This is a genomic window from Sinorhizobium sp. FG01 (genome assembly GCF_002531875.1).
GTDB lineage: Bacteria > Pseudomonadota > Alphaproteobacteria > Rhizobiales > Rhizobiaceae > Sinorhizobium > Sinorhizobium fredii_C.
Genome location: NZ_NWTB01000002.1, coordinates 519541 through 534726 on the forward strand (window position 1 = coordinate 519541; position 15186 = coordinate 534726).

The following is a 15186-nucleotide window of genomic DNA, read 5'->3' on the forward strand; positions in this document are numbered from 1 at the left end:
CTAACTCGGGCCTGCTAAGGGGCCAATGGAATTGTCTGATCAGGCTAGTGTTGTAAACCATTGCCAGCGACATGAACGCCGCTGTTGGAAGGCAAATGTATGAGTAAGATCGCGACTCTTGCCGCATGGGTTGTCGTATCCCTTTGCCTGGTCACGCTCATCACGCTGCCCGTCAACATGCAGACGCAGCTGGTCGCAAGCGTCCTCGTCGTGACGTTCATGGGGCTCATCAAGCTCCTGGACGCAGGCGGCAAATGGCGGCTCATCGCGCTTGCCTTCGGCAGTGCCATGGTGCTGCGCTACGTCTACTGGCGCACGACGAGCACCTTGCCGCCTGTCAACCAGCCGGAGAATTTCATTCCGGGCTTCCTGCTTTACCTGGCGGAAATGTACAGCGTCATGATGCTCGGCCTCAGCCTGTTCGTGGTCGCCATGCCGCTTCCGCCGCGGCCCTCCCGTTCGGCGACGCCCGGGAAATACCCGAGGGTCGACGTTTTCGTGCCCTCCTATAACGAGGATGCGGACCTGCTTGCCAACACGCTCGCCGCGGCCAAGGGCATGGACTACCCGGCCGAGAAACTGACGGTCTGGCTGCTTGACGACGGCGGCACTTTGCAGAAGCGCAATTCCACCAATCTCGTCGATGCGCATCGCGCTGCCGCACGACACCGGGAACTGCAGAGACTCTGCGAGGATCTCGGCGTGCGCTACCTCACCCGCGACCGCAACGAACATGCCAAGGCCGGCAATCTCAACAACGGGATGCTCAATTCAAACGGTGAGCTGATCGCCGTATTCGATGCCGACCACGCCCCGGCGCGCGACTTCCTGCTCGAAACGGTCGGCTATTTCGAAGACGATCCGCGCCTGTTCCTGGTGCAGACGCCGCACTTTTTCCTCAACCCCGATCCGCTCGAGCGCAACCTCAGGACCTTCGAGAAGATGCCAAGCGAGAACGAGATGTTCTACGGCATCATCCAGCGCGGTCTTGACAAGTGGAACGCCGCCTTCTTCTGCGGCTCGGCGGCCGTGCTCCGGCGCAAGGCGCTGGAGGATACGAGCGGCTTCAGCGGCTTGAGCATCACCGAGGATTGCGAGACGGCGCTGGCACTGCATGGGCGCGGCTGGAACAGCGTCTATGTCGACCGCCCCTTGATCGCCGGATTGCAGCCGGCGACATTCGCGAGCTTCATCGGCCAGCGCAGTCGCTGGGCGCAGGGAATGATGCAGATCCTGATGTTCCGCTTCCCTCTGCTCAAGGGCGGTTTGTCCATACCGCAGCGCCTCTGCTACATGTCGTCGACGCTCTTCTGGCTGTTTCCGTTCTCGCGGACGATTTTCCTCTTCGCACCGCTGTTCTACCTGTTCTTCGATCTCCAGATCTTCACCGCCTCCGGCGGCGAATTCCTCGCCTATACGCTCGTCTACATGCTCGTGAACCTGACGATGCAGAACTACCTATACGGATCGTTCCGCTGGCCCTGGATATCCGAGCTCTACGAATATGCGCAGACGGTTCATCTGCTGCCGGCGGTGGTTTCGGTTCTGCTCAACCCGCGCAAGCCGACGTTCAAGGTGACGGCAAAGGACGAGTCCGTCCTCAAAAGCCGGCTTTCCGAGATCAGCCGGCCCTTCTTCATCATCTTCGCCGTGCTCCTCATCGCCACGGCGCTCGCCATCTACCGGGTCTATACGGAGCCTTACAAGGCGGACATTACCCTCGTCGTCGGCGGCTGGAATCTCCTCAATCTCATCATGGCGGGCTGCGCGCTCGGGGTCGTTTCCGAGCGGGGTGAAAAGGCAGCCTCGCGGCGTGTGAAAGTCAGCCGCCGCTGCGAATTTTCCTTCGGCGAGCAAACCTATCCGGCAACGATCGAGAATGTTTCGGCGCATGGGGCGCGAGTCCAGGTCTACGGCTTGCCCACCGACGAACTGCTGATCGATGTCAGGGGGCAGATCCGCTTCCAGCCCTATAGCGGCGACGGTACCTTCGAAACGCTGCCGGTCTCGATCAGGAACATCGAAACCGAGGGCGATCTGACGATCGTCGGCTGCCGCTATCTGCCGGAAATCGCCCGCCACCACAGTCTCGTCGCCGATCTTATCTTTGCGAACTCGCAGCAGTGGAGCGAGTTTCAGCGCCTGCGGCGCGGTAATCCGGGCCTGGTGCGCGGCTCTCTCTGGTTCCTGTGGCTCGCCCTTTATCAGATGAGCCGCGGCCTGATTTACTTCTTCCGCAGCATCAAGACCGAAGCGGGAGCGGGCAAATGAAACGCGTGCTCGCTCTCCTGATGGCTTTCTTGGCCGGCTCGCCGGCGGCTGCACAGCCCTCCCCCTTCGACATGTCCGGGGAGCGCCCTGCCGAACAGCGTGCCGCACCGCCGGTGGAAGAGGCGCCGCAAAGACGAGATGCGGCGCCAAGCTCCGGCAGCCCCAAGGCGGTCTCGCCCCGCCCGGCGGCAGCGCCGTTCCGGCGCTTCGTCCTGCCGTTTCCGACCTTGTCGCTCGCCGGCGAAGCGGACGAGCGCGCCTGGTCCCTCTATCTCACGCCGGCGCAGGCGCAAGCCGGCCGCAGGCTGACCTTTGCCTATCAGAACGCGATCGTCGTTGCGCCCGAGGCATCCGTCCTGTCCGTCCTGGTGAACGGCAAGCTTGTCGGCGAAGGAGCGGTGCAGGCAGCCGACGGGCCGCACGAGCGCAGCTACGACATTCCCGCCGGCCTGTTGCGTACCGGCGAGAACGAGATCCGCTTCCGCGCGCACCACCGCCATCGAACGGACTGCACGATCCAGTCGACCTACGAACTCTGGACAGAGATCGCCTCGGAGAGCGCCTTCATCACATTCGAGGGTGAGGAGCCCCGAGCACTGACCGCAATCGAAGACATTCAGGCCGTCGGCACGAACGAGACCGGGCGAACCCAGTTCAATATCGTGGCGCCCGCGCTGGAGCAGCCGAGCCGCGTACCGGTGCTGATGCGGCTGGCGCAGGGCGTCGGCCTACTCGGGCGCATGCGGTCCCAGTCCATCGTCTTCAGCCGCATCATGCCGGAGCTCGGCAAGCCCGGCGAGCTGACGATCGTTGCCGGAACCGCAACGGAACTCCAGCCCCTGCTTCCCTCGCTGCCCGCCGAGGCGGCGACCGGCACGATTGCCGCCTTCGCGGAAACCGGGACGGCACATGCGCCGGTTCTTGTCCTCAGCGGCCCCGATTGGACGGCCGTGGCGGCGGCGATCGAAACGATCACCGCCGCCACGGAGCAACCCTCGAACATCCCGCGCGACGTCATCAAGACGGAGCGCTGGCGGCTGCCGCAAACGCCGCTGGTGTTTTCCGGCAAGCGGCTGCGCTTTTCCGAACTGGGCGTCGCGACGAGCGAGTTCTCCGGCCGGCGGTTCCGGACGGCCCTCCAGGTGGCGATCCCATCCGATTTCTATGCCGACGCCTATGGCGAGGCCACCATCCTTCTCGATGCCGGCTATACGGAGGCGGTCCGTCCCGGAAGCCGGATCGACGTCTATGTCAACGGCAACATCGCCACGACGGTCGCCCTGGAAGCGTCGGCGGGCGGGATCCTTGGTCACCTTCCGATCAATGTGACGCTGCGGCATTTCCGGCCCGGTGCCAATCTCATCGAGCTCGAAGCGGTCCTGCTGACCGAAGCCGACAAGACATGCGCGCCCGGGACGCCGGCTTCTTCCGAACCGCGCTTTGCCCTGTTCGACACGTCTGAATTCGCGATGCCCGATTTCGCCCGCATCGCACGGCGCCCGGACCTCGCGGCAACGTCCGGCTCCGCCTATCCCTATCGCGGCAGCGCCGATCCGGTGGCACTCTACATCGACAGAGCCGACCCCGACACGCTTTCCGCGGCTGGCACCTTTATCGCGAAGCTGGCCGTCGCCGGCGGACGGCCGATGCAGATCGAAACGATCGCCGATCCGCTGGTGGCCGACGGCAGGCAAGCGCTGTTCATCGGCGCCATGCCGCAGCTGCCGAAGATGGTGCTGACGCAGGCCGGGATCGACCCGGTCAGCCAGGCCTCCTGGGGGAGCGCGAAGGACGTTGCCCAGGGGCGCAACACACAGACGGCGCTGGACGAGTGGCAGACGCGGCTGAAGGGGGGCGGCTGGCGGAGCGCCATTATCGATTTCGAAAGCTGGCTCAAGGAGAATTTCGACATTTCCTTGAATTCGCTGCGACTGATACCGGAGGCCGAGGCGCCTTTCGTGCCGCCGAAAGCGGCGACTCTGCTGGTGGCACAATCGGCCAATCCGGCCGAGAACGCCACCTGGACAGTGGTTGCAGCTCCTTCGCCGGCATTGCTGCGCGAGGGGGTGGCGGCGATCGCGGACACGTCGCGATGGAGCGAAGTGTCGGGGCACATCGCGGTCTACGACCCCGTCGACGACAAGGTGAGCGCCACGCCGGCCCGCCGCTTCAGACTCATCGAGACGCAGCCGCCGTCTTTCTGGAACTACCGGCTGATCGCCGCGAACTGGCTTTCGACGAACATTCTCTTCTATGCGGTACTGCTCGTCAGCCTTGCAGTCGTGCTCGGACTGGCCACTGCCGTGCTGCTCGGTAAACTGGGGCGCCGAACATGAAATACCTGTTGATATTCGCGCTCCTTCTGGCGGCGCTGGTCGGGCCGGTCGGAGCGGATGAAAGGCAGGCAAGCGTGAAAGCCGACGCCTGGGCGCAGTACAAGTCGAAGTTCCTCGATCCGAGCGGGCGCATCCTCGACGACGCCAATGGCAATGTCAGCCACAGCGAGGGACAGGGATATGGCCTGCTTCTTTCGTTCCTGGCAGACAAACCGGCCGATTTCGAGCAGATCTGGTCCTTCACCCGTCGCGAGCTTCTGTTACGCGACGACGGGCTTGCGGCCTGGAAATGGAGTCCGGACAACGATCCGCATGTTACCGACATCAACAACGCGACCGACGGCGACATTTTGATCGCCTATGGCCTGGCGCTCGCTGCCGAGCGCTGGGGCCGCAGCGATTATTCGCAGGCGGCAGCCACGATCGCCAAGGCCATTCTCGACAAGACCGTCGTCAAACATGGCGGGCGCACGCTGCTATTGCCCGGCGTCGCGGGATTTTCAGCCGCCGACCGGGACGATGGCCCGGTCATCAATCCCTCCTATTGGGTGTTCGAAGCACTGCCCGTGCTCGACCGACTCGTCCCTTCGCCGAAATGGCAAGAGCTCGGGGCAGACGGCAAGACGATGATCCAGGGCATGAAATTTGGACCGCAGGACATGCCGGCCGATTGGGTAAGCGCCAAGACCACACTCAAGCCCGCCGCCGGATTTCCGCGAGAGTTCGGTTTTAACGCTCTGCGAATTCCCCTTTACCTCGTGCGCGCCGATCAATCAGATCGGGAGTTTCTCTTGCGGCTGCAACGTGGGATCTCTGGGCCGCAAGGCGAGCTTCTGACCCGCGATCTCGAAAGCGGAGCGGTGCGCGCGACGCTGACGGATCCGGGTTATCGAATTATTAACCATATTCTGGCCTGTGTGCTCGAAGGCACGAAGATGCCAGAGGACGCCAAGGCGTTCCAACCGACGCAATACTACCCTTCGACCCTGCACCTGCTGGGGTTGTCTTTCGTGGAGGAAAAGCATCCGGAGTGCTTATGAAGTTTCCAGTCATAGCCTTCGCAGGGGTCACCGCAACGGTGATCGGAATCGCCGGCTTCGCCGACGGTAACCATCTGCGCAAGGGCTTGGGAGACCTCATCGCCAGTGCCGCACCGGAACCGGCCGTGCCCTTCGGTAACGTCGACGACAGCCGGAAGGGCGCGAGAGAGCCGGGTTCGCGCGATGTCGCCCAGGCTGAGACGCCGTCCGAAGCGGAAACCCCTCCGCCTGACGAACCGGCAGCCGTGGACGAATCGGCGCTGCGCTATTTCGCCAGCCAGGGCGACACGGCCCGCCTGCAGGCGGAGATTTCGCGTCTGAGAGCGCTCTATCCCAATTGGACCCCTCCCGAGGATCCCCTGGCAGTTCCGCGCAACGAGGACGTGCAGCTCGAAGCCATGTGGCAGCTCTATGCGGAAGGCCGCTACGCCGAGGTGCGCAAGGCGATCGCCGACCGGAGATCGAGAGAAGCCGGTTGGCAGCCGCCCGCCGACCTCCTTGAGCGCCTCGATGTCGCCGAGGCCCGGGCAAGGCTCGTCAATGCATCCGATCTCAAGCAATACGAGACTGTCATTCAAGTCGGGGCGAGCACGCCCATCCTGCTCACCTGCAGCGAGGTTGACGTGCTTTGGCGCGTCGCCGAAGCTTTTGCGGAAACGAAGCGCCAAGGACGGGCGCGCGACGCCTATCTCTACATCCTGAAGAATTGCGACAGCGGACCGGAGCGGCTCGCGACGCTGCAGAAGGCAGCAGCTCTCCTGCCCTATGCCATGGTCCAGGAACTGCTTTCCTACGAGAAACCCAACGCATCAGGCACGCTGGAGTTCGAAAGCATCCGCGACGACCTCGCCCGCCGCTTCGTTGCCGAGGGTGAAGACGACGCGACGCTCGCCGTCGACCCGAAATACCTGCAGCGGGTCGAACGGCTGGTCGAGACGCAAGGAACGGCATCGGACGCGCTGCTGCTCGGCTGGTATCACCTGCGCCGCAAGAACATGAGCGCGGCGGAGCAATGGTTCAGGCGTGCGCGCGAGAAGCAGGATTCCGCCTCCGCCTCGCAAGGCCTGGCGCTCACCTTGATCGACCGCAAGGCGCCGGAAGAAGCCGAGAAGGTGCTCTATCCCTGGCGGGATGCTTCGGCCGACGCTCGCGCCACCTATATGGCCGCAACCGCCAATCTGCTGGCAATGGAACCGCCGGTGATTCTCGCCGGCGAAGTCCTTCAACGCATAGCGCAGGAGACCATCAAGGCGCGCGATCCGGCCACTGCGCAGCAGTTCGGCTGGTATGCCCGCACGCTGGGGCAGCCGCAGACGGCCCTTCAATGGTTTTCGACGGCGCTCAGTTGGAAACCGGATGACGAGCCGTCGGCCTATGGTCTGGCGATCACCCGCCATCAACTTGGCGACACCGCCGGCACGGCCGAGATCCAGCGGCTTTGGGCGGGCCGTTCGGAGCGGATCGCTCGTCTGGGAGAGCCGGAGAAGCCGGCGGAACCCGCTCAGCTGCCGGCTCCGCCGGTGCTGCAAGGCGCAAAGCCGAACGTAGCGGCAGGCGGTCAGCCAGCCGACGCCGTTGTCCGCCGACAAGGCGGCTTGCCCGCGCGGGTCGGCACCGCGCCGCGTCAGGTCGTGCGAAGGACGATAGCCTGCCGCGAGACCCTCGACCCGAGCCGCCTGTCGCCGCAGGCGGCGTTGGCACGGGGATGGTGCCTGATGGACATGAATCGTCCGCTTGAAGCCGTCCAAGCCTTCGAGGTTGCGCTTCGCGCCCCCGCTTCCGCCGTGAGGGAGGATGCCGCCTACGGTCAGAGCCTGGCCTATCTTCGCGCCGGACTGACAAGCAAGGCGGCCGTCGCCGCGACGAAGTCGCCGCAAAGCCGTGCCCGCGTGGCCGAACTGCAGACCGCCATCCTGGCAGACCGGGCAATCGCCGCCTTCGACGCCGGCCGCTACCGAGAAACCCTGATATTCCTCGATCAGTTGCGGCGGATTTCCACGGAGCGTACCGACCTGATGGTCCTGCGCGGCTATGCCTATCTCAACCTCAACCGCTTCGCGGAAGCGAAGCGCATCTTCGAAGCCGCCGCGGCAACCGGTAACCGGGACGCGCGGCGGGGCCTCGCCGATGTCAGCAGGGAACAGGAGATCTGGCCGAACAAGTAGCAGGCGATTGCTCCTCTACAGCGACTCCGATTTTTCGGGCCGCTACGCTAGGCTTCGTCCATCGCCGCTCTACTTGCTTAGGAGGACGCTACGAACAAAGGTTGCGCCATGCTCAAGTGGGCTCTCATTTTCCTGGTCATATCGCTGATAACGGGCTTCCTCGGTTTTTCCGGCATCTCCGCGGCGACGGCCGGGATCGCCAAGATCCTGTTCTATCTGGCGCTCGCCATATTCCTGCTCTTCCTGATCCTTGCCCTGCTCGCCGGCAGCGCCGTGGTGTAGGCCTCATCTTGCCCAAGGCCCTTCGGAGATGCACAAAGCAGTCTGATGGTTTTGGGGGCATAGGGATAAGATGCTGAGGTTTTCTCGGAGAGCCGATCAGGATCAGGTCAAGGCCGGCAGCCGATCGTTGCAGATCGCTTTCGCGCCAGCGTCGTCAGCAATCGCGCAGCCTTCCCGGCTTCCAACGCTTGCCGCGACGGCGGCGACGGTGGCCGTTCTTTATTTCGCCAGCGAAGTGTTTCTGCCGCTTGCGATCGCGATCCTGCTGACATTTGCGCTGGCACCCGTGGTTTCGCGGCTCAGAAGAGCCGGCTTGCCGCGCTCGGTCGCAGCTATAGTCACCGTCGCGACAGCCTTCCTGTTCCTCTCCGCATTCAGCGTCATCCTGGCCGTGCAGGTCAGCGAAGTGGCGCAGAATCTCCCCACCTACCAGTACAACATCATCGAGAAGATCAGGGTTCTGAAGGAGGCGGGCTCGGAAAGCCAGATCTTCGACCGCATCAGCCGCGTCGTGGAAAGGATCAGCACGGAGATCAGCCGGCCGAGGCCCGAAACGCCCGTATCCCCTGCACCGGAACCCGGGCAGAAACCGCTTCTTGTAGAGATATTCTCTCCTGAACGCCCGATCGAAACGCTCAGGAATATCATCAATCCCCTGCTCGGGCCTTTGGCCACGACCGGTCTCGTCATCGTTGTCGTGATCTTTATGCTCTTCGAAAGAGAGGATCTGCGCGACCGCTTCATCCGGCTTGTCGGTTATGGCGATCTGCACCGCACGACCGAGGCACTGCAGGATGCCGCCGCGCGTGTCGGCCAGTATCTGCTCATGCAGCTGGTGGTGAACATCACCTACGGGATACCGCTGGCGGTCGGCCTCTGGTTGCTCGGCATACCCAATGCGATTCTCTGGGGAATGCTCGCTATCGTGCTGCGTTTCGTCCCCTATATCGGCCCCGTCATCGCCGCTGTCCTTCCGCTGTTTCTCGCCTTCGCCGCCGCTCCGGGTTGGAGCCTGCTGTTCTGGACGGCGGCTCTCTTCATTGTCCTGGAACTGCTAAGCAACAATGTCGTCGAGCCCTGGCTCTACGGTTCGCGGACCGGCCTTTCGCCGCTCGCGATCATCGTCGCGGCGATTTTCTGGGCCTGGCTCTGGGGGCCGGTCGGCCTGGTGCTGTCGACGCCGCTCACCGTTTGTCTTGTCGTGCTCGGCCGCCATGTCCCGCAGTTCGAATTCCTCGAAATCCTCTTGGGCAACGAGCCGGTGCTGGACCCCAAGGAACGGCTCTATCAACGACTGCTGGCCGGCGATCCGGACGAGGCGACCGACAACGCCGAAGAAATGCTCGAGGAGAAATATCTCGTCGAATTCTACGACACGGTCGCAATTCCCGCCCTGCTGCTCGCCGAGCACGACCGCACCCGTGGCGCTTTGTCCGAGCCGCAGGTGGCTCAGATAGCTCAAAGCGCCCGCACGCTTGTCGCCAATCTCGAGGAAATCGCCGCCGAAGAGGAAGAAGAGGACGAGGAGGATGAGGCCGGCGAAAATAACGGCGAAGGAGACGATCAGAGCGACGACTATGACTTGCCACTCGGAGACGGAAAATCCGTCCTCTGCATCGGCGGACGCAGCGAACTCGACGATGTGACGGCGGCGATGCTCGCCCAGGTCATCCGCGTCCAAGGGGCGGATGTCGCTGCCGCCAGCCATGACGACCTGAAGCCCGGGACCATTCGGGCGCTGCCCTTCCCGGGGCGCAACGCGATTCTCGTGACTTTCCTCGATCAGGATTCACTTCGCCATGCGAAATTCATCGTGCGCCGGCTGAAACGCCTCACGCCGATCGCCCGCATCGGCATCGTGCTGTGGCGGGAAGACGGCACGCCGATCGCCGAACTGGTCGAAGAGCTGCAAGCCGATTTCGTTGTCTCTGTGATCTCCGACGCCGTCCGTGAGGCGCTTTCCGAGGAGGTGGCGCGGCCATTGAAGGCCGTGCGCGCGAAGATTGCCCGCCGCCACCAGGCGCGCAGGCGGCGTGGTTCGACTGCGGAGAAAACGGCTCCCGCCGGCCAGGACGCGGTATAGACCGCATGGCTCAGGCAGCGCAAGAAGCCGCGTCACGCGACGCCGGCAGACCAGCGGCGCGGGTTCGTTCGACCAGCGCCCCCAATATGCCCTTGTCCTTGAAAAGCTCCTGGCCAATCAGATACTCGGCCGACAGTGAGGGGTCTAGGGCGAGCGCCTGGGCCACGAGTTCAGCCCCGCGCGCTGTCTCACCGAGAGCCATGCGCGCCGCGATCCGATAGAGATAGGTGCGGCGCGTCTGGAACGGCAGCTTCTGGGCCACTTCGAACATGTCCTCAAAACGATCGAGCGCGTAAAGAGCCGCTACCCGCTCCTCGGTGATCCAGACGGGGAGAAACGGATCCAGTGTTTCGGCGCGATCGAGGAGTTCGAGCGCCCGCAAGGGCTCGCCGGCGAACAGGTAGAAAGCCGCGCAGCGGCCGACTGTGTAGGCGTCGTTCGGCGCCAATTCGATCGCGCGTTCATGGTGGAAGCGCGAGGCGACGAAATCGCCGCGCTTCATTTTGATCGCGCCCATGATGCGGTGGGCCTCGGGATCGGTGGGGTCCAACTCCAGGGCATGGGCCGTCTGCAGTTCGCCGGCCTCGAGATCAAAGCTCGGCAACGAACTCCACGAGCAAACTTGCATGGCGAAGGGGCGCCCGAAGCCCGGATCCGCCTGCATCGCCTTTTCGAACCAGCGCATCGCCTCATAGAGATGCAGGTCGGCGACGCCCGCCAGCCGGTGATGGTCGAGACCTCTGAGATAATGCTCATAGGCGGACATGCTCTCCGGCCGTTTGAGGCGTGCGGCCGCGAGTTCTGACTGCTCGATCCGACCCGAAACGGTGGCGGCGACCCGCGCAGTGATCTCGTCCATGATGTCGAGGACCTCTTCGAAGGGACGCTGGATGCGATCGGACCAGAGTAAATGCCCCTGCCCCGTTTCGATAAGAGAGATATTGACGCGCACCTGGGCGCCGCTCTTGCGCACCGAGCCGGCGACCACGTAGCGCACGCCGAGCATCCTGCCGATTTCGACGGGATCGGCTGTCCGAAGCACGCTTGATGCGGATCTCGACGTTACGAAAAGGCTTTTCAGCCGGCTGAGCTCGAGCGTTAGGTCGTCTGTCATCCCTTCGGCAAGAAAAGTCTGGTCCTGATCGGCGGACGCTGCCGTGGCAAACGGCGTCACCACGACCTGAATTTGGCCGCACCGCAGATGGCGGTGCGGCACGGGTGGGGGCAATCTGAAAGCGATGGCGGTCCATCGCCGCCCCGACGCGGTAGATGCGAACAGGTTCGGACACGCCCTTCAACTGTCGCTCTCCGACGGCTTCGAACGCGCAGGGCGAAACACGGCGAACATGATCGTAGAGTTGTCCGGAAACTTCGATCTCGCCCGGCTCGGCTGACGCCTCTATCCGTGCAGCGACATTGACGCCATCGCCGCGCAGATCCTCGCCGACGACGACCACGTCGGCGAGATGCAGGCCGAAGCGCATGTCCTGCGACGAAGTCCGGGGCACGGCCGCGATCGCTCCGCGCATCTCCATGGCGGCACGCAGCGCGTTGACCGGGCTGGAGAATTCCGCGAGGACGGCGTCGCCCGCCGTATTGAAGACCCGGCCCTCGAAGCGGGTTACGATCTCTCCAATGATGGTCATGCAATCGACCAGGCGCGCGATCGTCTGCTCCTCGTCGTGCTCCATCGCCGACGTGGAGGCGACAAAATCGCCGACCAGAATGGCAGCCAGTTTCCGCTACATCTCGCTGTTCCCTGCACGGCTCAAGGAAAGCGCGAATGATAGCATAGCGGTCCGCAAAGCGCCTAATCCGGCCCGCCGGACGATCCGCGCAGAAACTCGCATCCGCAGAGCAAAAAGCGTATAAACTTCATAGCTGTGTCCCGGGAGCGTCCAGAAGCCGGGAACGTTCCGAGGGCGCTGGCGTTCTGAACCGGGAAGAACGTGGAGTAAAGCCATGGAACAGATGAATGCGCGCAAGCTGGCGGACGAATATCTGCGCCTCGGCGGCCACCGCCGTGTGGTCATCGACGACAACGTGACGTCGATCCGGAATTGGGAGCCGGAGCCGGACGAGGCCGAGGCGTTCTGGAAGACCAATGTCGAAACGCTCAGCCCCGAGCGGCAGCGGGAAGTAGAGCTCTTCCTGCCCACGATCAATCGCGCGTAAGAAGACTGGTCTTCCTCCAACATTTGGAACCGAAAAACTTTGTTCGGGATTGTAGCTGGCGAACGCCATCCATCGACGGGCGGATGCGGCAGCGGAACCATGGACATGAACATCGCTCAGGAAGTCACCGACTTGACGCTCGCAGCCGCCGGCGAATGGTGGACGCAGCACCGCGGCCAGTCGCCCGTCGTCGCAACCGCCATCCACAACGGCCACGCGATGCGTGACGCAGCCAAGCGCCTCTGCGGGCTTACCGAGGAAGAGCGCCTCCGCGAGGAGGACCCCTTTACCGAGTTCATCATCCGCGACGTGCCGAACCGGATCGTCGTTCACCGGTCCCGTTTCGAGGTCGATCTCAACCGGCCGCGCGATGGCGCAATTTACCTGCGGCCGGAACAGGCCTGGGGTCTCAACGTCTGGACTGGCGAACTGCCGAGCGAGATCACCGAGGCGTCGCTCGCCATGCACGACGAATATTATGCGATGCTGAAATCCTATCTCAGCGGCATCGAGCGCTGCCACGGGCGCTTCGTCGTCCTTGACGTGCACAGCTACAACCACCGTCGCGCCGGCCGCGAGGCGGAGCCCACGTTCGCGGCTGAAGCGCCGGACGTCAATATCGGCACCTTTTCCATGGACCGCAAGAAATGGGCGCCGCTCGTCGATCGCTTCGTGGAAGCGATCCGGTCCTTCGACTTCCCCGGCGGCCGCCTCGATGTCCGGGAAAACATCGCCTTTCAGGGCCGCGGATACCAGACGCGCTTCATCCACGAACAGTTCCCGCAGACGGGCTGCGCCATCGCCGTGGAGTTCAAGAAGATCTTCATGGAGGAATGGACCGGAGAACCATTCGCCGAGACGCTTCGCGCGCTCCGGCAACTGCTCGCCTCGACGCTGCCGGCCCTCGCCGACGCCCTGGAGGCGGAGCGATGAAGTCGGCAAGCGCACCCCTCGCTGTGAGAGCGGGGCAGCCGAATTGGCTGACCGAAGCGCTCGCGGCAATCGAAGCGGGCAAGGCGGTGCGGAAGGAACTGCCGGACGGAGGCCGGCTTCATATCGATCGAGCCCTGCCTTTTCTCTGCGTCCATGTCTCGGACGTCGGCCATGCTCCCGTCGCGCGCGAAATCACCCAGGCGAACGCTTCCTATCTTCTCGCGCCGGACAGCCCGACCGCCGAACTGATCGTCTCTGCCGTCGGGGCTCTCTTAGAACGCCGCTTCGGTGCCTTCATGGTGCTCGAAATGGGGGAACTCGCTTCTGACGAGTTGCTCACCGACAAGGAACCGTTTCTGCCGCCCTTCACGATCGAAGTGACGGCGGAAAAAACCGGACCCATTCGTGCAGCCGCACGTGCCTTCATCGCAGCCATCGAGGCGATCCAGGTCAAGTTCCGCACGCCGCGAGTCGAAGTCCACAACTGGCCGGGAGACGGGCGAACCGCGGCCGGGGCGCTCGACATCCCCTTCCCGTCGATGCGCGTGCGCTTTGCGCCGGTCTACCGCCAGCAGGAGTCGGGCAACATCTACCCGGAGCTGCGCGAGCGTCTCGTCGCTGCGATCTTCGATGCCGGCCTGCACGCCTTTTCGGCTTTTGCCACTTCGACGGGGAGCCTGACCGCCCCCACGCATCGCGCCCTGGGGCGGAAGGCCTTTGTCGACGCGGTCGTGCGCACCGACCGCTGCATCGACGAAGTGGCCTCGACTTTCGATTTCCTGCTTGCCGTCACGCCGATCAACGCCGAGGCCGCCTGGAGCGAGTTTGCCGCCAGCGGTTTCGATCGCACGCCGCGCTTCCTCTATCGACCCTTGACGCTGCAGGTGGAGGCGGCCAAGCGAAAGCTCTTTTCCATTTGCTTCGAGCATCTCGAGGATCCGGTGCTCTACCAACTGTACCGGGAGAAGCAGCAGGAGCTCGATCTGCAACTCTCGATCCTTTCCGCACGGGAAACGACAAAGTTCATCGAATTCGGCCGAGCGCTTTACGGTCCCGTGGAGGCCGAGCTCCTGCGCGTGGCCGAGACCATCCTTGGCGTCAGCGACAGCGGCGCAAAGAAGAGCCGCCATTCGGCATCGGCGATCCGACCGCCGGCGGATTGCCACTTCGTCGAAAGACGCGCGCGCGAAATGATCGCCGAGTATCAGCGCCGCTGCAGTGACTTCGAAGCACGCGTCGAAGTGCGGGATGACCTGCCCTCCGGCTTGCTCGTATCGGGCAGGCGATTGCTGATCTCGCGGAGCACCCTGATGCCGATCGATCGCGTCGAAGCGATCCTCAGCCACGAGATCGGCGTTCATCTGCTGACCTATTTTAACGGCTCGGCCCAGGGGTTGCGCCTGTTTCGCTCGGGTCTTGCGGGATACGAGGGCATGCAGGAGGGGCTGGCGGTCTTTGCGGAATATCTGTCCGGCGGGATGACGAGCGAACGGCTGCGCCTGATCGCCGCACGCGTGATTGCCTGCGCCGCCATGCTCGACGGGGCCTCGCTGCCGGACACCTATCGGCTGCTCGCGCGTGAGCGCGGCCTGCCGGAGGCGGATGCCTTCAACGTCGTGTTGCGCGTCTATCGCGGCGGCGGGCTGGTCAAGGACGCAATCTATTTGCGGGGGCTCCTGCAACTGCTTCACCATCTGGCCGAGGGCGGAGCGCTCGAGCCCTTCTGGATGGGAAAGATCGCGGCCTCGCATTTCCGGGTCATGCAGGAGCTCAGTGCCCGCGGCCTGATCGGGGCGCCGGCGGTGCGCCCCATGTTCATCGACCATCCGCAAACCCCGGCGCGACTTGAGAGGGCGCGATCGGGAATGTCCCCGCTCGATCTCTTGGACAGTTAGGAGACG

10 protein-coding genes and 1 pseudogene are annotated in these 15186 nt (G+C 63.8%); 9 read left to right on the forward strand and 2 right to left on the reverse strand.

Annotated elements, in window-relative coordinates; genetic code table 11:
- The first annotated feature begins 99 nt into the window (after positions 1-99).
- The 6 genes from bcsA (at position 100) to CO656_RS02450 (ending at position 10177) form a co-directional block, all read left to right on the forward strand.
- Positions 100-2271 (forward strand): UDP-forming cellulose synthase catalytic subunit, encoded by a 2172-nt coding sequence (gene bcsA, locus CO656_RS02425; protein ID WP_095678072.1) that lies wholly within the window; start codon positions 100-102, stop codon positions 2269-2271.
- On the forward strand, positions 2268-4607 hold the full coding sequence (locus CO656_RS02430) for a cellulose biosynthesis cyclic di-GMP-binding regulatory protein BcsB (RefSeq protein ID WP_037425570.1): 2340 nt from the start codon (positions 2268-2270) through the stop codon (positions 4605-4607). The genes bcsA and CO656_RS02430 overlap by 4 nt, the downstream gene beginning before the upstream one ends.
- On the forward strand, positions 4604-5647 hold the full coding sequence (locus CO656_RS02435; protein ID WP_097524678.1) for a glycosyl hydrolase family 8: 1044 nt from the start codon (positions 4604-4606) through the stop codon (positions 5645-5647). Before CO656_RS02430 ends, CO656_RS02435 begins: the two co-directional genes overlap by 4 nt.
- Positions 5644-7812 (forward strand): tetratricopeptide repeat protein, encoded by a 2169-nt coding sequence (locus CO656_RS02440; protein ID WP_097524679.1) that lies wholly within the window; start codon positions 5644-5646, stop codon positions 7810-7812. The genes CO656_RS02435 and CO656_RS02440 overlap by 4 nt, the downstream gene beginning before the upstream one ends.
- Positions 7813-7920: 108 nt before the next feature.
- Positions 7921-8094, forward strand: coding sequence for a DUF1328 domain-containing protein (locus CO656_RS02445; protein WP_018237251.1), 174 nt, complete (start codon positions 7921-7923; stop codon positions 8092-8094).
- A 70-nt stretch (positions 8095-8164) separates the two neighbouring features.
- Positions 8165-10177, forward strand: a complete 2013-nt coding sequence (locus tag CO656_RS02450; protein ID WP_097524680.1) for an AI-2E family transporter — start codon at positions 8165-8167, stop codon at positions 10175-10177.
- A 10-nt stretch (positions 10178-10187) separates the two neighbouring features.
- On the opposite strand, the gene CO656_RS30665 is transcribed toward CO656_RS02450, so the two are convergent.
- Positions 10188-11291, reverse strand: coding sequence for a hypothetical protein (locus tag CO656_RS30665; RefSeq protein ID WP_234819635.1), 1104 nt, complete (start codon positions 11289-11291; stop codon positions 10188-10190).
- A gap of 223 nt (positions 11292-11514) precedes the next feature.
- A pseudogene (locus CO656_RS30670) lies at positions 11515-11868 on the reverse strand (adenylate/guanylate cyclase domain-containing protein); the annotation flags it as partial.
- A 271-nt stretch (positions 11869-12139) separates the two neighbouring features.
- Between CO656_RS30670 and CO656_RS02460 the strand changes: the two are divergent.
- The 3 genes from CO656_RS02460 (at position 12140) to CO656_RS02470 (ending at position 15180) form a co-directional block, all read left to right on the forward strand.
- Positions 12140-12352: a hypothetical protein gene (locus CO656_RS02460; protein ID WP_037425578.1), complete on the forward strand. Its 213-nt coding sequence runs from the start codon at positions 12140-12142 to the stop codon at positions 12350-12352.
- A 99-nt stretch (positions 12353-12451) separates the two neighbouring features.
- Positions 12452-13285, forward strand: a complete 834-nt coding sequence (locus CO656_RS02465) for an N-formylglutamate amidohydrolase (RefSeq protein ID WP_037425580.1) — start codon at positions 12452-12454, stop codon at positions 13283-13285.
- Complete coding sequence (locus CO656_RS02470; protein WP_097524681.1) at positions 13282-15180, forward strand: flavohemoglobin expression-modulating QEGLA motif protein; 1899 nt, start codon at positions 13282-13284, stop codon at positions 15178-15180. The genes CO656_RS02465 and CO656_RS02470 overlap by 4 nt, the downstream gene beginning before the upstream one ends.
- Positions 15181-15186: the final 6 nt, after the last annotated feature.